General features: G+C 63.6%; 15 protein-coding genes and 1 tRNA gene. 10 read left to right on the plus strand and 6 right to left on the minus strand.

Translation table 11 applies throughout. The features are described from left to right. Positions 1-414 precede the first annotated feature (414 nt). The gene (mfd, locus tag NOV21_RS10340; protein ID WP_283171065.1) at positions 415-3,879 is read left to right on the plus strand and encodes a transcription-repair coupling factor; all 3,465 of its coding nucleotides are present in this window, start codon (positions 415-417) and stop codon (positions 3,877-3,879) included. 283 nt (positions 3,880-4,162) lie between these two features. On the opposite strand, the gene NOV21_RS10345 is transcribed toward mfd, so the two are convergent. After that, entirely contained in the window at positions 4,163-5,809 is a 1,647-nt protein-coding gene (locus NOV21_RS10345) for an FAD-dependent oxidoreductase (RefSeq protein ID WP_283171064.1), read from the minus strand. A gap of 208 nt (positions 5,810-6,017) precedes the next feature. Between NOV21_RS10345 and NOV21_RS10350 the strand changes: the two genes are divergently transcribed. After that, positions 6,018-6,899 (plus strand): LysR family transcriptional regulator, encoded by an 882-nt coding sequence (locus NOV21_RS10350; protein ID WP_283171063.1) that lies wholly within the window; start codon positions 6,018-6,020, stop codon positions 6,897-6,899. A 217-nt stretch (positions 6,900-7,116) separates the two neighbouring features. Here the strand turns inward: NOV21_RS10350 and NOV21_RS10355 are convergent, their stop codons facing one another. Further along, positions 7,117-8,748 (minus strand): FAD-dependent oxidoreductase, encoded by a 1,632-nt coding sequence (locus NOV21_RS10355; protein ID WP_283171062.1) that lies wholly within the window; start codon positions 8,746-8,748, stop codon positions 7,117-7,119. Positions 8,749-9,017: 269 nt separating this feature from the next. Between NOV21_RS10355 and NOV21_RS10360 the strand changes: the two genes are divergently transcribed. After that, a complete protein-coding gene (locus NOV21_RS10360) occupies positions 9,018-10,418 on the plus strand; it encodes a helix-turn-helix transcriptional regulator (RefSeq protein ID WP_283171061.1) in 1,401 nt (466 codons plus the stop codon). Here NOV21_RS10360 and NOV21_RS10365 read toward each other — a convergent pair. Genes NOV21_RS10365 through NOV21_RS10375 form a run of 3 tightly spaced genes read right to left on the minus strand, consistent with a single transcriptional unit; the run spans position 10,402 to position 13,873 of the window. Beyond that, entirely contained in the window at positions 10,402-11,517 is a 1,116-nt protein-coding gene (locus tag NOV21_RS10365) for a 4Fe-4S dicluster domain-containing protein (protein WP_283171060.1), read from the minus strand. The two genes, NOV21_RS10360 and NOV21_RS10365, sit on opposite strands and share 17 nt — an antisense overlap. Then, positions 11,518-12,999: a glutamate--tRNA ligase gene (gltX, locus tag NOV21_RS10370; RefSeq protein ID WP_283171059.1), complete on the minus strand. Its 1,482-nt coding sequence runs from the start codon at positions 12,997-12,999 to the stop codon at positions 11,518-11,520. 40 nt (positions 13,000-13,039) lie between these two features. After that, positions 13,040-13,873, minus strand: a complete 834-nt coding sequence (locus NOV21_RS10375) for a lipoprotein intramolecular transacylase Lit (protein ID WP_283171058.1) — start codon at positions 13,871-13,873, stop codon at positions 13,040-13,042. A 118-nt stretch (positions 13,874-13,991) separates the two neighbouring features. Between NOV21_RS10375 and metK the strand changes: the two genes are divergently transcribed. Then, positions 13,992-15,272, plus strand: a complete 1,281-nt coding sequence (metK, locus tag NOV21_RS10380; protein ID WP_283171057.1) for a methionine adenosyltransferase — start codon at positions 13,992-13,994, stop codon at positions 15,270-15,272. Then, complete coding sequence (gene priA / locus NOV21_RS10385; RefSeq protein ID WP_283171056.1) at positions 15,273-17,831, plus strand: replication restart helicase PriA; 2,559 nt, start codon at positions 15,273-15,275, stop codon at positions 17,829-17,831. A gap of 20 nt (positions 17,832-17,851) precedes the next feature. Here the strand turns inward: priA and NOV21_RS10390 are convergent, their stop codons facing one another. Then, complete coding sequence (locus NOV21_RS10390) at positions 17,852-18,778, minus strand: LysR family transcriptional regulator (RefSeq protein ID WP_283171055.1); 927 nt, start codon at positions 18,776-18,778, stop codon at positions 17,852-17,854. 194 nt (positions 18,779-18,972) lie between these two features. Here NOV21_RS10390 and NOV21_RS10395 point away from each other — a divergent pair, with 194 nt between their 5' ends. From NOV21_RS10395 to NOV21_RS10415, 5 genes are all read left to right on the plus strand, one after another. Continuing rightward, positions 18,973-20,328, plus strand: coding sequence for a phenylacetate--CoA ligase family protein (locus NOV21_RS10395; protein WP_283171054.1), 1,356 nt, complete (start codon positions 18,973-18,975; stop codon positions 20,326-20,328). A gap of 30 nt (positions 20,329-20,358) precedes the next feature. Next, on the plus strand, positions 20,359-21,012 hold the full coding sequence (locus NOV21_RS10400) for a LysR substrate-binding domain-containing protein (RefSeq protein ID WP_283171053.1): 654 nt from the start codon (positions 20,359-20,361) through the stop codon (positions 21,010-21,012). 215 nt (positions 21,013-21,227) lie between these two features. Continuing rightward, positions 21,228-22,058 carry a hypothetical protein gene (locus NOV21_RS10405; protein WP_283171052.1) on the plus strand — a complete coding sequence of 277 codons (831 nt, stop codon included), beginning with the start codon at positions 21,228-21,230 and terminating at the stop codon, positions 22,056-22,058. Positions 22,059-22,424: 366 nt separating this feature from the next. Continuing rightward, positions 22,425-23,387 (plus strand): glycosyltransferase family 2 protein, encoded by a 963-nt coding sequence (locus NOV21_RS10410; protein WP_283171051.1) that lies wholly within the window; start codon positions 22,425-22,427, stop codon positions 23,385-23,387. Between the two features lie 47 nt (positions 23,388-23,434). After that, a tRNA-Thr gene (locus tag NOV21_RS10415) sits at positions 23,435-23,509 on the plus strand. Positions 23,510-23,518: the final 9 nt, after the last annotated feature.

A 23,518-nucleotide genomic window follows, 5' to 3' on the forward strand; every position in this document is an offset into this window, starting at 1 on the left:
CCAGGTCATGGCAGACGTGAGGAAACCGAGGAGCTGAGCGGTTCCGCCACAGGAAATGTCACCGGAAAGAAGGCCGATTCCCCATGTCAGGAGGGGGAATCGGCCTTCTGCTGCTGCAAAAGTCAGGGTATAGCGTTCCCGTCGGGATGCGCGGCATGAAGGTCATCTTCGTATCCGCGCCCCTCCCTACGGTCCATCTCCCGATTGCGGGGTCGAGCGCGTCATTCCCGCAAAGGCGTTCGTCCTCTCTCAGCGGACCGCCCGGGGGCGCCGCCCTTTCCGCTCTGCCCGCCGAAGTGCATGCCGCCGGGTCTGCGCGGACCGCAGGCCGGGCGCTTCGGCCCGTCCCGCGTTTGCTATACTGGGGCGCGCCGCTTTCCGCGGCTTTCGGCGTTGGCGTGAAAAGGGGAATGCATGCTGGTCGATGCATTGGTGCAGCCGCTTGAAACGTGCGAGGAGATGCGCGCGTTTTGGGAGAAGCTGGATAGCGGGCAGGATGCCGGTTTGGGGATCGCCGCATCGGCGCGTCCCTTCATGGTCGCATCCCGGTTCGCGCGGACTCCGCAGCCCACGCTGGTCGTGGTCGCCGGTGAAGAAGCTGCGGGGGATTTCGCTCGCAACGTGGGAGCGTACGTGGGGGAGGAGAAGGTCCTCCGATTCTTCGAGCGTGCTGATACACCCTTTGGGGAGAAGCCGTCCAACACGCACGAGGTCGCCTGCCGCATGGAGGCGCTCGATGCGCTCGTCGACGGGAGGGACGCGATCGTGGTCGCAAGCGCCCGTGCGCTCGTCCGCATGCTACCTCCCGGCGGGACGTTCTTCCAGCCCCTCGACTTCGCCGTGGGAAGCGAGATCGGCTCGTCTTCCCGATCCGACCTTGTCGATTTCGAAAGCATTTCTCGCGCGCTCGTGGCGGCGGGCTACGAGGATACGGCAGAGTTGGAGGGCCCCGGCACCTTCTGCGTGCGCGGCGGCACGGTAGACGTGTTCCCGGGGAATCTGAGCTTCCCCGTGAGGATCGACTGCTTCGGCGACGAAGTGGACGAGATCCGCCGCATCGTCCCGTCGACGGGGCAGACTATCGCCAACCTTGACGAGGTGGCCATCTACCCCGTGCGCGAGTTCGCTCCGAGCAAACGGTCGCTTGCGCGGGCAAGGCAGACGCTTCTGACCACCTCGAAGACGAACCCGGTGATGAGAGAGCTTCTCGAGAAAATCGAAAGCGGCGTGATGGATGCCAAGGCGGATGCCCTGCTTCCGTATTTGTACGAGAAAACGGTCACGTTGGGCGCGTATCTGGGGCGGGAGTGCCTGACGGTGCTCATCGAGCCGCACAGCCTGATCGACGATACCTTGCGCGTGCACGACGATCTTGAAAGCCGCGCGAAGGGGACGTCCATCCCCCTGGAGGGGCTGTATTGCGCGCCCGCCCAGTTGGATTTCGGAAGCAACCAGCGCTGCGTGTACCAGAGCATCATGACGCGCGGCGGCAACGTGGACGCCCAGATCCCCGTCAAGCGCACGGACGTCGCCGGCAATCCCGACAAGCTGTTCGGCAAGCTGTACAGCCTGACGCGCGACGGTTACCTGGTGGTGTTCAGCGTTTCCAATTACCGCGCTCGCGAGGACATGAAGTTGGCCTTCGTGGACCATGGGCTGCCCATCGTCGAGGTGCTCGACGAGCGCGGCGATGCGCCCGATCGCCTGAAACGGGGCGTCGTCAACGTCGTCGATGTCGACATCCCGCTCGGACTCATCATTCCCGCGGCCAAGCTCGCCTTGGTGAGCATCGCGGACACTCAAGGGTCGGGCGGCCTGCGTTCGCACCGCCGCGTGGACGTCACCGAGATCACCTTCCCCTTCAACGTGGGCGATTACGTGGTGCATGCGGCCCATGGCGTCGCGCTGTTCAAGGAGATGGTCCGTCAAGAGGTGGGCGGCGTGGCCCGCGACTATCTGCTGTTGGAATATTCTGAGGGCGACAAGCTGTACGTCCCGGTGGAGCAGCTCGACCGCGTGACGCGCTATGTGGGGCCCGAGGGGAGCAGCCCGCGGCTCACGCGCTTGAACACGAGCGACTGGTCCCGCGCGCTCAACCGAGCCCGCAAGGCGAGCAAGCAGCTTGCGTTCGATTTGGTGGATGTGTACACCCGCCGGGCGGCGACCCAAGGGTTCCGCTACTCGGCGGACACGCCGTGGATGCGCCAGATGGAAGAGGACTTCCCCTACCAGGAAACACCCGACCAGCTTGCCGCCATCGCCGACGTGAAGGCGGACATGCAGTCCGCCAAGCCGATGGACCGGCTCGTGTGCGGAGACGTCGGCTTCGGAAAGACGGAAGTTGCGCTGCGCGCCGCTTTCAAAGCCACGCAGGACGGCAAGCAGGTGATGGTGCTCTGCCCCACCACCATTCTCGCGCAGCAGCACTACACCACCTTCAACGACCGATTCGAGCCCTACGGGGTGGAGGTGCAGGTGCTCAGCCGGTTCCGCACGCCTGTGCAGCAGAAGGCGGCGCTCGAGGGGTTCGCCGACGGCAGCGTGGCGGTGCTCGTGGGCACGCACCGGCTGCTCTCCCGCGATGTGAATCCGCACGATCTGGGGCTGGTTATCATCGACGAGGAGCAGCGTTTCGGCGTAGGCCATAAGGAGCAGATGAAGAACCTGCGCGAGAGCATCGACGTGCTCACGCTCTCGGCGACGCCCATTCCCCGCACCATGCAGATGAGCCTGTCCGGTGTGCGCGACATGAGCCTGATCCTGACGCCGCCCGACGAGCGTCGTCCGGTAGAGGTGCACGTGGGGGAGTGGGATCCCGATGTGGTGAGCGACGCGGTGCGACGAGAACTCGAACGAGGCGGACAGGTGTACTACGTGAGCAACCGGGTGCGCAGCATCGACGACGCCGTAGCGCGCGTGCAGGAGGCAGCCCCCGAGGCGCGCGTGGCGATCGCGCACGGTCAGATGAGCAAGGAAGAGCTCGAGATCACCATGGAGGATTTCGCGGCGGGCGAGATTGACGTTTTGGTCGCCACCACCATCATCGAGAGCGGGATTGACAACCCCCATACCAACACATTGATCATCGAGGATGCGCAACGATTGGGACTGGCGCAGATGTACCAGCTGAAGGGCCGTGTGGGCCGCAGCAACCTGCAGGCTTACGCGTACTTCATGTTCCCCGAAAACATGGCCCTGACCGAGGAGGCGATGGCCCGCCTGGAGGCCATCGACGAGCATCAGGAGCTGGGAAGCGGCATGCGCGTGGCGATGCGCGACCTGGAGATCCGCGGCGCCGGCAGCCTTCTGGGTGCCGAGCAGAGCGGCAACATGAGCGCCGTGGGCTTCGATCTGTTCGCGCAGATGCTCGCAACCGCCGTGAACAACACGCGCGAGGGGGTGGACGGTGGCGACGGGTTGCCCCCCGCGCTGTCAGACATCACGGTCAACGTACCCGCCCACACGTACATTCCCGAGGAATACGTGCCCGATGCCGACGAGCGTGTGCTGGCGTATCGCAAGATCGCCGCTGCGACGGAATTGGGAGAGGTGGATGCCCTCGAGGACGAAATGGGACAACGTCACGGGGGAATGCCGCAAGCGACACGGAATTTCTTCACGAAGGCGCGCATCCGCGTGCTGGCGGGCAAGATGCACGTGGATACCGTGAACGTGGTGGGCGGGAAGCTGAACATCGAGCCCGCGCGCAAACCCGAAGGCGATCTGCGCTTGCAGCTGAAGCGCGCTCGGAGCCGTTGGATCCCGCAAAGCCAGAAACTGCAGGTCCCGCTGAAGTACTTCGCCCTCCCCGAGGACGGCGACCTGCTCGGCGCGGTGTACGCGCTTCTTCAGGACTTGAACGCCCAGCGCGGGAAGTAGCCGCCTGCCACGCTCCTCGTCCGCCGCCGTGTCGGGCTCGCTTCGGCTGCGGACATTCGATTCGCCAGATGCCGCGCACATGGGCGCGCGTGACCTGCAGGCCCATCGCCATCGCGTTACTCGCTTTCCGCGCAGTCTTGCCGCATGCCAGGAGATCGGCATCGCGGCGGCAGATGGCGAGGAACCCGCGCCACGGGGAGGGTCATGGCGCGGGTTTGCAACGGGGCGGGTGGCACTAAGCTGCAGGGGACCACCCGTCCCGGAGCCGCATCGAGTATGTAGCTTATTTGCCGAGGTAGTCCTTGGCGTTTTTCATCGCCAGGCGACCGGAGTTGATGGCCCACGAAGCTTGCGAGCCGGGTGCGGTCGCGACGTCGTAGGAGTCAGCGTAGAGGCTGCCGGTGTCGCATCCGCCGACGTAGAGGCCCTTGATAGGCTTGCGGTCCTTGTCAACCGCCTCGATCTTCTCGTTGATCTCCAGGCCGCCGACCGTGGTGTAGTAGCCGTCGGCGACCTCGAGGATCCAGAACGGGCCCTCGTCGATGGGGGACAGGTATTGGGCGGCCTTGCCGAAGATCGGGTCTTCGCCCTGCGTGCAGTAGCCGTTGTATTCGTCAACGGTCGCCTTGAGGGCCGCGGCATCAATGCCGACGCTTTCGGCGAGCTTCTCGATGGTGTCCGCTTTATGCACGGAACCTAGCTTCTCGAGCTGCTCGCGCGCCTCCGCCATGGGGACGCCCGGGGTGCCGAACGTGAACACGGTGCCGTACGGGCCGTTCTGCTCCCACGCCGCCAGGTCTTTCTCGCGGAAGATCACATAGGTGAGCTCCTGGTCGCGGCAGGCGATGCCGCCGGCGGCGAAGTTGCCGATCCACAGATCCTCGACGATGAAGCGCTTGCCGTCCTGGTTCACCCAGAGCGTGGGCTGCACCGAAGCCGAGTAGGCGTCGGTCGCCCATTGGGCGCCGATGGCTGCGGGGCCGCACCACATGACGGTGCCGTAGCCCTCGGAGAGCATCGCGCCGGCGTTCACGCCCATGCGCAGACCGTCGCCATCGCGACCGGGGGCGCCGAGCGAGACCAGGTTCTTGTTGACCGTGTACGGGGAAATGGCGTGCAGGAAGTCCATGTTGCTGGGGTATCCGCCCGTCGAGAGCATGACAACGGGCGCATTGATCTGGTAGACCGTGCCGTTGTCCGCTTTGGCGATGACGCCCTTCGCTTTGCCGTCCTCGATGAGGATCTTCTTCGCGGAGCAGCTGGTGATGATCTCGGCGCCGGTCGCACGGGTGGCCTTGATCAGGCTATCCGTGAAGTACGCTCCAGGGCTCTTGGCCTCGGCGTCGTAATAGTACACGTGCCAGGCGAGGTTTCCGCCGTAGTCAACCACGGCGCGGAACTTGCAGTCGTGGGCTTCGCACCATTCGATGGTCTCGGCGGTCTGCGAGAAGAAGTTGTAGTACAGCTGGGTGCTGGGAATGTAGTGGTGGTAGTTCACGCAACGGCGCACCGCCTCCCCGACCGTGCCCGTGTCGCCGGCTTCCTTCTGCCAGTGCGAACCCACGCCGAACATGCCTTCCGTGGCGGAGAAAGCGCCGCCCAACTCTCCGCCCTTTTCGATGAGCACGACGCTCATGCCCTGCTCGCTCGCCTGGATGGTCGCTGCCATGCCGCAGCCGCCGCCGCCGATGACGCACACGTCGGCGTCGAGGGTCTTCTTCGGCTCTCCCACATCGTCGAGCTTCCAAACGGAATTGTCCAAGCCGGTGGGGTTGAGATCATCGGCCGCGCCCTTGGCCGCTTCCTTCGGCTTCGAGCCTGCGCTACTCGGTGAGCAGCCGGCCATGGCGGCGCCTGCCAGGCCCGCAAGGGCGACTCCCGTGCCGGTCATGAAGCTGCGGCGTGAAATCCCAGAATTGCCTTTTTGCATATTTCCTCCTATGCTCGATCCCTCTCGGGGGAACCCCGATCCTCTCCCGATGATGCCCCCATTGATTCGCTAGGGCAATGAGCAGGGCGCCAACTAAAAGGTTCCCGCTTGAAAGTTTCGGTTTGGGTTCCCTTCCCGGCCAATCGGGGTACAATGGAAAAGTTCGCAATGAGGCCGCTTCGCGGTGCTGTTCCGGGGAGGGAACAGTTTGTATTGGGATCAGCTTCACTATTTCGCGCTCACCTACCATCTGGGGAGTTTTTCCGCTGCTGCGAAACGGGTGCCGATGTCCTCTCAAGGGTTGGCCAAAGCGGTGCGCCTTCTCGAGTCCGAGCTGGGCGTGCCCCTTTTCGTCGCCGATCCGTCCGGCAAATTGCACGCGACCCCGCAGGCGGACCTGCTGCTTGACTTCGCCAACGACTGCGAGCGAGGCTATGCCAAGCTGCAAGGCGAATTCGCCGCGCTGCGCGCCCGCGAGAATCACGAGCTGAACGTGGGGATCGGCCTCGGCATCCTCGGGTACCTCGGCCCCGACTTCATCAAGCGGTTCCAGAGGAAACATCCAGGGGTCGTGGTTCGCTACGAAGAGCTCAGCGACCGTTCGTGCGACGAGGGGTTGCGGTGCGGGCGTCTCGACATCGCGCTTACGGTTGCGCCCTACGCCCCGGATTTCATCGTCACGGAGCTGTATTCCACGCCGATGTGCTTTTGGGTCTCCGCTAACGATCCCCGTGCCCAGCGGGAATCCCTTTCGATCGAGGATTTCCAAGATCGGCGCGTCGCCTTGCCCGGCGAGGACTTCAAGTGCTTCGCGACGTTGAGGAACATGGCGCGCGACGCGGGCGTGCGCTTGGGCGAGGTGCATGCCACCGCCGAGATATTCCGCATGTTCGACTTCGCCCGCGAAGGGAAGGGCTTGGGGTTTTCGGCGAAGCACCTGGCCGAAATGCCGCTCTTCGAGAAGGATCCGACGGTGGTCGCCATCCCGCTGGGCACGGTGACCTGGCGGTTCGGCATCGCGCAGCTCTCGTCGCGCAAGCCCACCCCCGAGATGGAGGCGTTTCGCGACTTCTGCATCGCATCGATTTGATGACTCGCTTATTGTTTTCTGTGGACGGTTCGGTGCACTGCCTTTCGCCTGATCGGTGATTGATTCTATTCAGACGTGCTCATGTCCGAATTTTTCCAGTTCTGCTCTGCTTACATCGCTTGCTTTCCAATAAAAAACGCCGGACACGTGATGTGCCCGGCATCTTGGAACGGCTTGGGAGGGATGGAGCCGTTCCAGAGGGAATGGGGATTGCCTGTTAGTTGCCCAGGGTCTCGACCGATTCATCGAGCTTGCCGAGGGCGGAACGAGCGGAGAGCACGCCGAACGTCCAGGCGCGTCCGTGCGAGCCTCCGGTGATAAACAGCGGATAGTCGTCGCCGTAGTATGAGCCGGAGCAGTTGCCGGCAGCATAGAGTCCACCGAGGGGCTCGCCCTTCTCATTGATGACCTCAAGCTTCTCGTTGACCTTCAATCCGCTGACGGTCGAAAGACGGCCGGGCATGCGCTTGATTGCGAAAAACGGCGCAACTTTGATGGCGTTGTAGGAGATGAAATCTCCGGGTACGCCGAAGTCCTCGTCAACGCCCCTGTCGGAGAGCTCGTTGTAGCGTTCGACGGTCTTCAGGAAGGTTGCCTTTTCGACGCCGATCTTATCGGCAAGCTCCTCCAGAGTGTTCGCCTGCACGATAGCGCCGCGATCCAAAGCCGCCTGCCAGTCTTTCGCGGGATCGGCGGTTGCTCGGCTATGGCTGTTGGGATGTGGATAGTCGCCCGCGGTAGCATGGACGGCCCAGTTGGCATCGGTGATTTGAAAAGCGGTCTGGTCGGGTTGCTCATGCACGGAGGTGACCACGCTCTGATAGCCCAAGTTCTCGTTGGCGAAACGATCCCCCTTCAGGTTCACGCGCAGCCAGGGGATTCCAGAGTAGGGGGAGTTGCCTTCGGGCATCCAGGTGGGGTCGAAGTGCATCATGATGCAATGCGGAGCCTTGTCCATGGCAGCGCCTGCCCACATTCCCATCTTGTGGCCGTCGCCCGTATTGCACGGGGCGCCGTGCATGGACTGGACGTCCAGAAGCTGGGGGGCATAGCATTCGAGCATCTCGTCGTCATCGGAGATGTCGCCCGTTGCCATGATGACGCCCTTTGAGGCGTTCACCTTGATGTAAGAGCCGTCCTTCTGCTTCGCGATAACACCGGTAATCCAGCCGTTGGAATCCTGGACCAGCTGCTGAGCGGGGGTTTCGTAGAGAATTTCGGCACCGGCGGCAACAGCTTTGTCGACCATTGCGGTTAGCAGCAGGCGGAATTGCTCGTAGCGGGTTGCCATGTCGTTGTTGATATACCAGCCGTAGGTGTGGCCGCTCTTCTGCATGACCGGCGTGAAGTCCGGGGTCTGGCGAATGAGATAGTCGACAACTTCGCCGCTGCGCTTCAGGAAGAGCTTCACGACCTTCGGGTTGTCGCGGCCGTTCGAAAGATCGGCGAAGTTCGCATAAATCTGGGCGAGGTCGTACGTTTGACCGGCCTCGAGGAACATTTTAGAGTTATATGCTGCGACGCACCAGCCATTGGTCTGGATGGAAGGCATCTTCTGCAGCGTGATAACCTTCGCACCGCTTTGCGCGGCAGCCAAAGTTGCCGTGGTGCCTGCCGAACCAAGTCCCACGACGCAGACATCGCAGTCCTTCATCTGGGAGATCTTGCTATCGGGGACAGCTTCGGGCTTGGTCTCCCAGCTCCAGCGCGTTCCGGCGGCTGCCTCCCCGGCCTTCTTCTCGGTTGCGCTCTTCGGCGAACCGCAGCCCGCCATTCCTGCGAGAGCGGCTCCTGCAGCTGCCGTTGCGGCTGCAGTGATAAAGCCCCTGCGCGAAATTCCCTGTGTCATGGTGAAAATTCCTCTCCTCCGCTTTTCCTTGCAGTTCCTATGACTGCGCTGATTGGAGAATACGGAAAATAGGCAAGTTCTGAATCATCCGGGATAGGGGGAACTTGGATGAAATGCCGCATTTCCTTCTCCCCCTTCGACCTAAAAACAGGGGGATATCCCCGATGACGGGGGATTTCGTCAAAGGGAGCGGATATAATCTCGAACCGTGGAAAGGGAATCGGCGGGAGAGGGAATTGGCTAACCGATTCAAAGGGATGTTCATCGAAATGCCGTTCTGCTTTACGGGAATGGGTATTTTCCGCGCGTGGACCGAAACGGTGTATGCGAACGGATCGTTGTCATTTCCCGCCCAGCAGAGCCTGCTTTCTGGATTTGCCGCATTCAACGTGACCCTTGCAGTTGTGTTGCTTGCCATCGCGTTTACCGCGAAACGCATTGCCCCCTTCTATGGCAAGAAGGCACCAGTTCCCCTATCGGGTGCGTGCCTGATCGCTTCCTGCTGCCTGAACTTCTACTCCCTCTATTATCCGGAGCACGCTGCCCTGATCGGAGTTCCTGCCATGGTTGCAGGGGCGGTGGGGATTGCCCTGATCATATTGCTGTGGTCGGAATTGTTCGGTTGCCTCAATCCGCTTCGCGTAGGTCTTTACTATGCGGGTGGCCTTGTTGTCGGGTCTTTGATCCTTTGGCTGTTCAAAGGTTTGGCCATTCCTTGGCTTTGGGCGTGCACCTGCTGCGTTCCGATTGTCTCGCTCGCGTGCCTGAAACGCGCCTACGCGGTTCTTCCCGATAACGAACGCCCGCATGTTGGATGGGGGTCGTTCTCGTTCCCTTGGAAGCCCATCGCGGTGATCGCCCTCTACTCGCTTGCATACGGTCTTTCCGTGAAAACCGTGAGCGGCATCACGGGGATCCATTCGGGGTTTGGCGCCTTAGCGGCGGCGGTTTTGGTCTACTCGGCGGTCTGCTTCAAGCGCGGGACGTTCGAGTTCTCGATTCTGTACAAGATCGCCCTTCCGCTTTTGCTTGTGTCCTTGCTGCCGTTCCGCTGGGTCGGCGGGATCGGGTCGGCTGTTGCCGGTTTCTGCGCCCTTGCAAGCTATACGCTGTGCCTTATCGTCATCATGGTGATACTTAGCGGAATCGTCTACAAATATGGTGTCAACGCGCTGTGGCTGTTCGGAATCGAGCGTGCCGTCCGTCTCTTGGCTGTTCAATTGGGAATAACCGTTGCAGACCTCGCCGAGGTGACCGCTGAGATAACGCCTCTCCAGGTTTCCGTCATCGCCGCGATGGGGGCATCGGTCGTCGTCGCGACGATGCTTCTGCTGTCGGAAAAACAGCTGACCGCCCCATGGGGTGCTGTTCTCAGAGAGAAGATTCCCGAGGAGCGGGAAGAGCTGGCAGGGAAGAACCGCTTGGGCACCAAGTGCTACGAGTTGGGAGGGCAGTACGGGCTTACCCCGCGCGAAGAGGAGATCATGCTGCTGCTCGCCCAAGGGAAGAAGCCCGCTCAGATCGAGAAAGAACTCTTTGTGGCGAACAGCACCGTCAAGACCCACATGAAGCACATTTACCAAAAGCTCGATATCCACTCCCGTGCGGAGATGTTCGAGCTGCTTGGAGTGGGGAGCGAAGAGCGAGCGACTCCTACTTCCTTGCGTTGAGGAAGCTGAGCGGCGATTTCTTGCCGTCCGCTTCATCCTTCTTGCGCTGCTCCTCCGCCCGCTCGATGGCGTCGAGGTAGATCTCCGCCGTCGTGCTTTCAAGGGCGACGGCCCCGTGCGGGCATACGTCGACGCAGATTCCGCACCCGATACAGTACAGGTGGTCGATGGTCGGCGTGCCATCCTTCATCTCGCGGGCACCGGTGGGGCAGTGCTCGCAGCATGCGGCCTCGCCTGTGCAGAGCTCGAAGTCTGTCGTAGTCGTTGCCACCATGATCTTCGGGGCGATCTCATGCTGGCGCTCGATGGCCTCCAGCAGCATCTTCTGCTTGGGGAACATCGTATGCTTGTGCACGCCTTCGGGGGAGAAATCCTGGAACACGTCCCGTTCCGCCAGGTTCAGGCGCAGCGTGGCGCGCATCCGCTCCTTGCGGGCGTAATAGTCGGAGAGCACCTCGCTGTTGCGCAGGCGCCGCTTTCCGCTGGCGATCTCGAGGACGTCGCTGGCGGCACCCGTGAATACGGCGCGCCGATCGGCGGATTCGGAGTTGTCGGTGTACTTGCCTACGAGCGTTTGCTTCTCGGGGATGCGGTAGCTGAACTTCACCTCGCCGCCCGTGCGCTCCTGGGCGATCTCGATGGCGCGGGGGAAGAGCATGCCGCCGAGCTCGCCGCCCCGCTCGCAGCCGTCGCAGTAGTTGAAATCGCACGCGACCGAGAGGCGGATGTTCTCCGAAAGCAACAGCGTCCACATCTCCGGGGGAATCATGCTGATGCAGGGGAGCACCACCACGTTCGTGTCGACGTCCAGCCCGGGGAACACGTTCTCCTTGCAGGTGATATACGCACGCCTGCCGTCGGTTGCGATGCGGCGTATGCGGGCATGCAGGTCCGCCATCGTCAGGTGCGTGCTCGCGAAAGCGTCGCAGACGCCGAAGCAGATGCCGCAGCCGTTGCAGAGATCGTGATCGACGGTGGGAGCCTCATGTCCATCGGGCACGGTGATTGCACCCTGAGGGCATGCGGATGCGCACCGCGCGCAGTCCGATCCCGCAGCGCGCGTGCAGTATTCTTCGACGACGACCAGCTTCCGCTTCATCTAGAAGGCTGCCTCCAATGCGGCGTCGATGCGAGCGAGCACGTCCTTTCGCGGGAGAAGCTCGATGCTCTCGAACAGAGGCGGCGAGACCATGTTGCCGCACACGGCCACGCGGACGGGCTGGAACAGGGATTTCGGCTTCAGCCCCATGGGTTCGCACAGTGCGCGGCAGGCATCTTGCAACGCGTCGCACTCCCACGGCATCTCCGGATCGGCGAGCACGCCGCGCACGGCCCGCAACGCCTCCTCGGCGCGGGCGCCTTCCTTCTGCAGCACCTTCTTCACGCTCTTCTCGTCGAGGCGCACCTCCGGGCCCCAGAACAGGTACCCCAGCTTCTCGGGGATCTGGCTGAGGCGGGGAAGCCTCTCCGCGATGAGCGGGTAGATCTTCTCGTACCATCCGGGGTTCTCGCGTATGTCGGATTCGTCCGCTCCGGCCTGCACCAGCCATGGCATCGCCGCCTGCACCCACGCGGGCGCCCCCATTCGCTGGATGTACTGGCCGTTCATCCAATCGAGCTTGGTCTCGTCGAAGATGGCGTCCTTTTTCGTGATCCGTTCCAAGCTGAATTCGCGGCAGAGCACGTCGCGCGGGATGATCGTTGTCTCGCCGTCGAGACTCCAGCCGAGCAGCGCGAGGAAGTTGACAAGACAGTCGGGGAGGATGCCCGCTTCGCGGTACTCTTCCACGCTCGTCGCCCCGTGGCGCTTGGAGAGCTTCCTCCCGTCGGCGCCGAGGATCATGGACAGATGCGCGAACGTGGGCACGGGCAGGCCGAGCGCCTCGTAGATCAGGATCTGCCGCGGTGTGTTGGACAGATGGTCGTCGCCTCGGATGACGTGCGTGATGCGCATGCTGGAATCGTCGCAGACGGCGGCGAAGTTGTACGTGGGGCTCCCGTCGCTGCGGACGAGGATCATGTCGTCCATCACGTCGGCGGGGAAGGACATATGGCCGTACACCGCGTCATCGAACTCGATGGGCGCATGCCCATCGGGCACCTTCAGGCGCCAGACGTGGGGTTCGCCCGCCTCGATGCGCGCTTCCGCTTCGGCGAGGTCGAGGGAGCGGCAGGTTCGGTCGTAGCCCGAGTAGGCGACGCCCGTCTTATCGGCGGCGGCGCGCTTGGCGTCGAGCTCTTCCCTCGTGCAGAAGCAGGGATAGACCGCGTCCGCCGCCTTGAGGGCCTCGAGCGCGGCGGCGTAGGTGTCCATGCGTTGCATCTGCGTGTACGGCCCGAAGGAACCGCCCACCTCGGGCCCTTCGTCCCAATCGAGGCCCATCCACCGTAGCGCGCGGAGGATGATCTGCACGTTCTCGTCCGTGGAGCGCTCGGGGTCGGTATCTTCGATGCGCAGCACGAACTTCCCGCCGTTCGCGCGCGCGAACGCCCAGTTGTAGATTGCGGTGCGCGCTCCGCCGATATGCAGCTTCCCCGTGGGGGAGGGTGCGAAGCGCACGCGGACTTCCTGTTGTGCCATAGTGCTTCCCTCTTTGCTTATGCAGGCTGCAGGGGCGTCGTCATCCGCGCGACCCCGTGCGCCGAAGGTGGTTTCCAAATGCGACGCATATGATAGCCGCGGTCGTGGTGACCGCCAACCAAATCGCGCCCATGCCCATCCAAAATCCCTCCGGGAGCATGCATATGAGCAGGCTATCCCGGCTGAACGTCCAATTCCCCTGGGGGAACAGGATCGCATGGAACATGCTGAAGAACCCGTAGAAGTCGAGCGCCGCCCATATCCCGCACAGCGCCATGGCGGCGAGCAGCAGCGCGGGGGCGGCGACGAGGGCGCCTCCCAATAGCCTGCGGTTGCCCCGCAGGGCCAGGGTGCAGCCGACGGCGAGCGCTGCGACGGCCGCCGCAGCGACGAGCGCGCGGTTTATCAGGGCGTTGCAATCGACCAGGTGGTCCATGGCCTCCTCGTCCAATCCGTACGCATCGGACACGGCTGCCAGATCGTACATGGCCTGCAGGACGTCGGGGTTCGCCAGATTGACGTTGACATGGGACCAGCGACCTCCCGTTGCCGTCCCGCTTGCCTGCGCGATGCTGGCGGCGGAGACCACCTTCCCCGCGAGCCGCCGTGCCGCGGCGTCTTCGCCGTCCCAAAAAGGCTCGACGGTGAAGTCGCGTGTGGCTGCGGCCAGGTCGACCAAGCTGTCGGCAGCGTAGGGGCTGCGGTCGAAATCGCTGGTCGCGGATGAGAGCGCCCGGGTGGTGGCGGGGGCGCAGTCAACCGCCAACCCTGCCATCAGAAGGGTGCAGGCGAGCGCGATGCTGAGCACCGCGGCGATTGCGCGTGAAAGCCCCGGGTGCGCTCCAGGTGCGGCGTTTCGTTCTATCTCGGGCATTGTGCAGAGTCTCCAGAATGTAAGTTCGGCGAATGGGAAGTAAGTGTATCATTACGCCCGAACGATTGATCGCCATCCCGGCGCCCGCGGGGCGCCCGATTCTGTAAGGAGCGGCATAATGAGCGAAATCCCAGAAAATGCAGGACGTTCGTACCTGTTCACCAGCGAGTCGGTTACCGAGGGCCATCCCGACAAGCTGTGCGATCTGGTGTCGGATACCGTCTTGGATGAGATGCTGAAGCGCGAGGCCTACCTGCAGGAGCAGGGGTACGTTTCCCCCAACACCGGCGTGGCCGCCGACATCAACGAGGTGCGCACCGCGATCGAGACCTTCACCACCACCGGTATCATCACGGTCATGGGCGAGGTCCGCACGCAAGGCTACGTCGACCTCGACCGCATCGTGCGCGAGGTCGTCCGCAGCATCGGCTACACGGGAAGCGACATGGGCTTCGATGCGGAAACCTGCGCGGTGGCCAACTACGTGCATCCGCAGAGCGCCGACATCGCCCAGGGCGTCGACGAGAGCTACGAGGTCCAGACCGGCGAGGTCGCGGGCGATGATCCGTACGATCGCAACGGCGCGGGTGACCAGGGCGTTATGTTCGGGTACGCATGCAACGACACGCGCACCCTCATGCCCGCCCCCATCTATCTGGCGCACCGCCTCGCCGAGCGTCTGACCGAGGTGCGCAAGAACGGCACGCTGCCGTATCTGCGCCCCGATGGCAAGACGCAGGTGACCGTCCGCTACGTGGACGATAAGCCCGTGGGGGTGGAGAAGGTGCTCATCAGCACCCAGCACGCCCCCGAGGTCGATGTCGCCCAAATCAAGGCGGACATGATCGAGCATGTGATCTCCCCCGTGTTCGCGGCGGAAGACGTGAACTGGGAGGGCGCCGACGTCTTCGTGAACCCCACGGGGCGCTTCGTCATCGGCGGCCCCATGGGCGATACCGGCCTCACCGGCCGGAAGATCATCGTCGACAGCTACGGCGGCATGGGCCGCCACGGCGGCGGCTGCTTCAGCGGCAAGGATGCCACGAAGGTTGACCGTTCAGCTGCCTACGCTGCGCGTTGGGTGGCCAAAAACATCGTGGCGGCCGGCTTGGCTGACAAGTGCGAGATCGAGCTCGCCTACGCCATCGGCGTGGCGCGGCCGCTGTCCGTCTACGTGGACACCTTCGGCACCGAGCATGTGGACGTGCGGAAGATCGAGCATGCGGTGTCCGAGGTTTTCGACCTGCGCCCCGCCGCCATCATCGACGCGTTGCAGCTCCGCCGCCCCATCTTCCACCTGACCACCAACTACGGCCATTTCGGACGCGAGCTGCCCGAATTCACCTGGGAGAAGACGGACAAAGCGGACGAGCTGCGCGCGGCCTGCGGATTAGCGTAAATGCGCGCTGCGCACGTCGTCCTCGACATACCCGCCCAGGCGCTTGATGCCGCCTATACGTACACGGTTCCACCCGACATGGACGATGCCCAGGTCGGATGCGCCGTTTTGGTGCCCTTCGGCGGGAGGCAGGCCGTCGGGTTCATCGTCGATGTGCGAGCATACCCCGATGACGCGGCGGGCCTCCAAGCGGCGGCGCGCGATTCCGGGGTCCCGCTCGAAAAGCTCAAGCCGATTGCCCGGGTGCTCAGCAGGTCGTACTTCAACGACGAGGGGGCGGCCTGCGCGGCGTTTCTGTCCGAGCGATATCTTGCGCCGCTTTCAAGCTGCGTCCGATTGTTCACGCCGCCGGGCGGCGTGCCCCGCATGGTCCGGGCCAACGGATACTGGCGCTTGGAGGAGCCCGCCGTGGGGGAGGTCGACGACCGCTGGGTCCGCCTGACGGAGGCGGCGGAGGACTTCAAGCCGCGCAAGGGCGCCATCAAGCAGGAGGCAGTGCTGAAAGCGCTCCAGGCGGGCGAGCTGCGCGTCGCCGAGCTTTCCCTTGAGTACTCCGGGATCGGGCCCGTCCTGAAGAACCTCGAATCGAAGGGCGTGGTGAAGATGGAATCGCGCAGGCGGCTCCGCGGAACCCAGTGGGCCCATCCGGCCGCCGGAGCGGATGTCGCCTATGCGCAGGTGGGGTTCGAGCCCACGGCGAAACCCGCCTTGACGCCGGGCCAGGCGGACGCCGTGGCCGCCATACAGAGGGCGTGCGACTCCCCCGAGGGGCGCGTGGTCCTGGTCGACGGGGTGACCGGATCGGGGAAGACCGAGGTCTATCTGCAGGCGATCGAACATGTGCTGCGGCGCGGTCAGAGCGCCATCGTGCTCGTGCCCGAGATCTCCCTCACGCCCCAGACGGTGGCGCGGTTCCGCGGCCGTTTCGGAGACATGGTGGCCGTGCTGCATTCGCGCATGAGCGACGGCGAACGCTACGACCAATGGGATTTCATCCGCAGCGGCGGCGCGCATGTGGTGGTGGGGGCGCGCAGCGCCCTGTTCGCCCCCGTCGGCAATCTGGGGCTGATCGTCATCGACGAGGAGCACGAGACATCCTACAAGCAGGATCAGGCCCCGCGCTACGTGAGCCGCGATGTGGCGCGATGGATGGTCGACCGCACGGGGGGAGCCCTGGTGCTGGGCAGCGCCACCCCCAGCATTGAATCGCTCTATGCAGCGAAGACGGACCCCGCATGGGAGCGGGCGGTCCTTCCCGAGCGCGCGAACCGCGCCCCGATGCCGCGCATCGAGGTGGTCGACATGGCCCGCGAGTTCGGCGGCGGCAGCCGGTCGATGTTCTCGAAGAAGCTCGCGGAGGCGCTGCGCGACACGCTTTCGAAGGGGCAGAAGGCGGTCCTCATGCTGAATCAGCGGGGATTCGCCAGCTTCCTGCTGTGCCGGAGCTGCGGCTTCGTTCCCACGTGCCCGAGCTGCTCCACCAGCCTCACCTACCATGAGAGGGGCTCGAAGCTCGTCTGCCATCATTGCGGTTACACCGTGCCCGCGCCTGCGCGGTGCCCCGTGTGCGGCAGTCCCTACCTCAAGCGCTTCGGCGCCGGCACCCAGCGGGTGGAGGCCGAGCTCAGCGGCATCCTCTCGGAATGGGGCAGGGCTGCGGGCGGAGCCCCCTCTCCGACCCCCTCGGGGACGCCCCGTTCCACTGCTCCGTCGACTTCTATGAGGTCGACGTCGTGCGCTGCGCCGCGGCAACCTTTCACTGAAGGAAAATATGCGGCGCCGAGGGTCCCAGAGGGGGCTCCGCCCCGTGGCGGCGACAGTGCCGGCACCTGCGGCGGGATGCAAGGGGGCCCCTCCGGCGGAACGTTTCCCGTGCGCGTCATCCGCATGGATGCCGACACCACGTCGCGCAAGGGGGCGCACCAGAGGCTACTCGAGCGATTCGCGGCACCCGGCCCCGCGATCCTCCTCGGCACCCAGATGATCGCCAAGGGACTCGATTTCGACGACGTCACCCTGGTCGGGGTCGTCAACGCCGACACGCAGCTGCGGCTTCCCGATTTCCGCGCGGGGGAGCGCACGTTCGACTTGATCGAGCAGGTCGCCGGCCGCGCGGGGCGCGCCGGCCTTCCCGGGCGCGTGATCGTGCAGACCTACAGCGCGGGCGCCGCGCCCATACAGGCGGCCGCTCACTACGATCGCGCGTTCTTCCTGCGCGACGAGCTGCCCAAGCGCAAGCTGCTCGGCTACCCCCCCTATGTGCGCCTCGCCGACGTCCGCATCTGGGGGAAGTCGGAAGAGGAGGTGCGCGGCGAGGCGGATTCGCTGTTCGAGGCGCTATCGAAGCACGTGGGCGAGCAGGTGGTCGACTCGTGGACGCTGTTTCCCGCGTCCCCCTGCGTTCTTGCGCGGCTGCGCGGAAATTTCCGCTACCACATCGTCATGAAAGCCCCGGCGGGCACGGACATCGCCCGCATCATCGCTCCGGTGTTCCGCACGCGCAAGACGAGAAAGACGGTGAACGTCGCCGTGGACATTGATCCGGTCAGCCTCCTGTAGCCGATGGGCGCGGACGCCGGTCAGTCGACGTAGCTGGTGATGTGATCGCTCGCGTTCACGATCTTCTTCAGGTTTGCGATGTAGGAGTGCAACAGCCAATCGGGTTGCCGCCCCTGGTGCACCAGGTAGCCCACCTTCATGGTCTCGTCGGTGTCGAGCGGAAGAGCTGCGACTCCGCTGCGCATCTCGGGGGAGAGCAACCCGGTGGAAAGCGTGTACCCGTCGTACGACTGCAGCAGGTTGGTCAGCGTGCCGCGGTCGGTGATGCGGATGTTGCGCTTATGGGGCAGGTAGGCCAGGGGTTCCTCCGAGAAGAAGAAGCTGTTGTCCGCGCCCTGTTCGAACGAGTAGCGGGGGTAGTCCGCCAGATCGCCGGGGGAGACGGATTTCCGCTTGGCCAGGGGGTGTCTCTCGTTCACGAACACGTGGATGGGCGCCTCGAACAGCGGATGGAACATCAGGCGGGCGTCATCGAAGGCCCGCCACATCGCGCGGCTGTTGAACCCGTCCGTGTAGACGATGCCGATCTCGCTGCGGAATTCCTTCACGTCGCGGATGATCTGGGCCGTCGCGGTCTCCCTCAATATGAACTCGAATTCGGCGCTCTTGCACTCCTCGGCGGTTCTGATGAACGCCTCGACGGAGAACGAGTAATGCTGGGTTGAGACGGCCAGGCGCGCCCCGTCCGATTCCGCTTGCTTGTAGCGCGCCTCCAAGAGGTCAGCCTGCTCGACTACCTGGCGCGCGTAGTTGAGCAGCTCGGTCCCGTCGTTGGTGAGCGTGACGCCCCGGTTGCTTCGTCGGAAGATGGAGATGCCCAGTTCGGATTCCAGGTCCTTGATCGCCGTGGAGAGGTTGCTCTGCGAAGCGTACATGTGCGTCGCCGCCGCGTTGATGGAGCCGTATTCGGCGATGGCGATGAGATAGCGAAGCTGCTGCAGCGTCATGGTCCGTCCTCCCGTCTATGCCTATCGGACAGTGTAACGTAATATGCGAAATCCGCTATACCTTCTAGCGATAACAAGATGGCAAAAAGTGGAATAACCCACCCCCTTGAACCGACGCTGAAGGCATGGTTTCATGCTTCTAGGCCGCTTGAAGGCAGTCGAACGTATTATGGGATACCGATAAGGAGTAAGGTATGGCACTGAAGCAGCTTCCATATGATGAGAAGTACTACGATCGGGAGATCGAGACCATGCCGCGCCCGGAGTTGGAGAAGCTCCAGCTTGATCGGCTGAACGAGGAATTGGCATTCTGCTACGAAAACGTCCCGTACTACCGGCGCGAGTGGAAGAAACTCGGCCTCGCGCCGCATGTGGGATCGTTGGAGGAGTTCCAGGAGAAGTTTCCGTTCACCAACAAGCAGACGGAGCGCGACACGCAGGGCGTGGGGAGTTTCTTCGGCGAGATGAGCGGCGTGCCCGAAGATGATGTGGTGTACATGGCCACCAGCTCGGGCAGCACGGGCGTGCCCACCATGAGCCCGTTCACGCAGCAGGACTTCGACGATTTCCAGAACGCGCAGAGCCGGCTGTTCTGGATGACCGGGATGCGTCCGAACGACCGCTACCTGCACGGCATGAACTTCGCCCTGTACGTGGGCGGGCCGGATGTCATCGGCGCCCAGCAGCTGGGCGCGCTGGGCATCTGGGTGGGGGCCGTTCCAAGCGCCCGCCTGCTGTGGGCGATGAAGCATTACCAGCCCACCTTCATGTGGTCGAGTCCCAGCTATGCGTGGCTTCTGGGCCAGAAGGCGATCGAGCAGGGCTACGATCCCAAGAAGGACTTCGCCAGCCTGAAGACGTTCATCATCAGCGGCGAGCCGGGCGGTTCCATCGAGACCACGCGCAAGGCGATCGAGGATCTGTGGGGCGTGTCGGTGTACGACTTCTTCGGCCTGTCCGACATATACGGCGCATGCGCGGGCATGTGCGAGCGCAAGGACGGCCTGCACATCATCGAGGACCAGATATTCGTCGAATGCCTTGACCCGACGACCGGCAAGCCGGTGCCCGACGGCGAGCGCGGTGAGATCACCTATACCACGCTGTGCAAACGCGCGCGCCCGAACATACGCTTCCGCAGCGGCGACATCGGGTGGATCGACCGGACCCCGTGCGAGTGCGGGCGCACCCACACGCGCATCTACATCCAAGGCCGCAAGGACGAGATGTTCATCGTGTCCGCCGTCAACGTGTTCCCCAGCGACATCGAATACGTGGTGCGCAATGAACCCGGTGTCACCGGCGAGTACCGCATCCGGGTGTACGATGAGAACTACACAACGAAATACGAGGTCAGCGTCGAGCGCGCCCTGGGTAGCGACGAACCGTTCGACCAGGTGGCGAAGCGCATCGAGGAAGCCTGCAAGACTCATACGGGCGTGCGCCCCGCGAAGGTGATAGTCTACGAGACGGACAAGCTGGGCGTTGCGGCCGAACACAAGGCCAAGCGCTTCATCGACGAGCGCACCCAGCCCGAACCCGAGCAGTAAGCGCGCGGACGCAAAGGAGATTTGAGGAACATGGCAAAGAAATTCGCAGTATCCGGCCAGCATTACCTGTTCAGCGTTCAGGCGTTCGCGCATACCGTGCTCGCCGGCGGGGGCATCGAGTACAGCTACGGCTTCCGCAACGGCACCACGCGCAGCGTGATCGAGGACGTGTACAGCGGGCGCAGCAACATCGGCGTGCTGTTCCAGACCACCGAGAACGCCGTCGAGCTCAACAAGGCGCTCGATGACGCAGGGCTGGAGTTCACGCCCATCATCAGCAGCAAACCGTATGTGGCGCTGCCGAACAGCCATCCGCTGAGCAATGCGAAGAGCCTGCATATCGAGGATTTGGCGGACTACCCCTATGTGTACTTCGAGCAGGAGAAGGGCGACTCGTTCGCGTTTTACGAGGAGGCCCTGGCGAGCGTCCCGCGCGAGCGCCTGGTGGCGACCACCGACCGCGCCAGCCTGACGGAGCTCATCTGCGCGCTGAACGGCTACACCATCACGAGCGGCATATTGGTGGGCATCACCGACGGCAGCCTGCTGCTGACGATCCCCCTGATCACCGACGTCACGCTGAAGCTGGGGTACGTGGCGCGCAAGAACGAGGTGCTGGAGGGCCAGAGCAAGGTCTTCGTGGACAGCCTTACGCGCAATCTGAATCGGTACGTGCAGCTCTAAGCGCCGGAACGGGAATGATATCTTCGGGAAAGGGGCCTTCGGGCTCCTTTCTTTGTGATGAAATCGGGCGTCCGGGAGCGGATTCCGGACGAGAGGTTGCCACTGGGGGGTTCCTTTGCGCCGAAGGTGCGATATGCTGGTGCAGGCGATTGCGAGCTATCCCGATCCCCATGCGACAGATGCTGATGTTCCCACCGGAAGGTTGTGATTACCCTATGCCCCGAACCCAGGAATTCGAAGACGTGATCCACGCGTTCCTCTCGCGTTTCGCCGATCCCGCCGATCCGCGGGCGGACGGGGCCGGGGGAGACGCGGTTCCCGCCTTCTCGGAGGAGGCTGCGAGGGCGCAGATCGAGGAGGAGAACCGCGCGATTCGCGCATCGGCGAAGGACGCGCCGGTGCTCCAAGCGTCTGCGATGCGGGCGCTTGCCTCGAACGCGGGGGACGAGTTTACCGATGCCGTCCGCGCCGCAGCTGCCGGCCGCGAGGCATCGGTCGGCGCGGCGGAGCAGCGTGTCGAAGCCGCTCTTGCCTCATGTGCCCGCGCGCGGGATCTGATGGGTGAATTCACGGTGCTGCAGGAGAAGAAGGGCGCCGCCGAGCAGCGGGAAGCGGAGTCCCGCGATACGCTCGCCCAAGCGCAGGCCGAGAACGCCGCTGCGAAATTCTCCCCCAACGTCCTCACGGCCATCTGCGCGCTGGGCGTGCTGTATTGCGGGCAGCTGAGCTTCCGGCCGGGCCGTCTGAATGAGCTTCTCGGGCTGAACCTTCCTGGTGCGGCGAGCAGCATCATCGCCCTCGCCGCCGCCCTTGTTTTCGCAGGCCTGATCCTCGCTCAGTTCAAGAGTCAGAAATCGCCCGATGCGGCAACGCGGGATGCGCTCGCCTCTGCGCAGGCGGAGGCGTCTGCGGCATCGAGGGAGTCGGCCATGGCGATGAAGGAGCTTCTCGACTTCGATTACGAAGCGCTGAAGTCTGCGCTCTCCGATGCGAACGAGCAGGCGTGCGAGGCCGTGGCGGCGTTATCCCACTTGTTGGAACGGTAGCTTCAAGCCCGCCTCGACCCGGCCGTCCGCTCCCGAGCCTGCATCCGGCGATCTTCTCCCGCTGGGGAAGCACCGATGAATTCCGCCTTGGACAGGGACGGCGGGCCGAGTGCCAGAGCGGCGAAAGCCGAGCGGGCGCGCTGATGTGCGTGAACGAGGGTTGAGCCGCTCCGGCGCCAGCATGTCATTCTTGGGCTGGCGGAATTCATCGGTGCTTCCCCAGCGGGATGCGAGCAGCTCCAAGCGCCCGCGCGCCGCCTCGTCCGCTGCAGTTGCGGGTGGTTCCGCGAATTTCGCGCATTCTTCAATGCTTCACAACTTCTGGCTATAATCCGAGCGTTCAGGCGTACGACAAGAGAGGCTATCGTGTCCGAATATTCCTGGCGTGATATCGACGGCTCCGTTGCGGTCCTTATCCCATGCTACAACGAGGCAGTCACCATCGCGAAAGTCGTCGACGACTTCAAGCGCGCCCTTCCCAATGCCGACATCTACGTGTACGACAACAACTCGTCGGACGGCACGAGCGACATCGCCCGCGAGCACGGCGCCATCGTGCGACGCGAGATCCGCCAGGGCAAGGGCAACGTCGTCCGCCAGATGATGCGCGATATCGACGCGGACTACTACCTTATGGTCGACGGCGACGACACCTACCCGGCGGAGGCGGCCGTCGATCTGATCATGCCCCTGGTGAACGACGAGGCGGACATGACCGTCGGCGACCGCCTTTCCAACGGCACCTACGGCGAGGAGAACAAGCGCGCGTTCCATGGGCTGGGCAACGACCTGGTGCGCTGGCTCATCAAGATCATCTACGGGTTCGAATTCCATGATGTGATGACCGGGTACCGCGCGTACAGCAACGTCTTCGCCAAGACGATGCCGGTCGTGGGACCCGCCTTCGAGATCGAAACCGAGCTGTCCATCCATGCGGTGGACAAGCGGTGGCGCATCGTGGAGATCCCCATCGAATACCGCGACCGTCCCGAGGGAAGCTATTCGAAGCTCTCCACCTTCGGCGACGGATGGAAGGTGCTCAAGTGCATCGGCAGCCTGTTCAAGGACTACCGCCCCATGGCGCTGTTCGGCTGGCTGGCGTTGATCCTCATCATCATCGGGCTGTGCTTCGGCATCCCGATCATCGGCGAGTTCCACACCACCGGTTTGGTGCCGCGCCTTCCGAGCGCCATCGTGGCCGTTGCCTTCGTAGGGGCGGGCATGCTCAGCTTCGTGTGCGGGCTCATCCTCGACACGGTCGTGAAGAACAACCGGAAGAATTACGAGCTCGCGGTGATCGAGGCGTACCGCCTGTACGGAAGAAAGTAGTGTGCGAAAGCCCGTGCAAGTTATGGCATAATATGCGGGCTGGATAGGCCAGTGTGGCGCAATGGTAGCGCAACTGATTTGTAATCAGTGGGTTGCAGGTTCAAGTCCTGTCACTGGCTCCAGATTATTTC

It is taken from the genome of Curtanaerobium respiraculi, from assembly GCF_024609215.1.
Taxonomy (GTDB): Bacteria; Actinomycetota; Coriobacteriia; order Coriobacteriales; family Eggerthellaceae; genus Curtanaerobium; species Curtanaerobium respiraculi.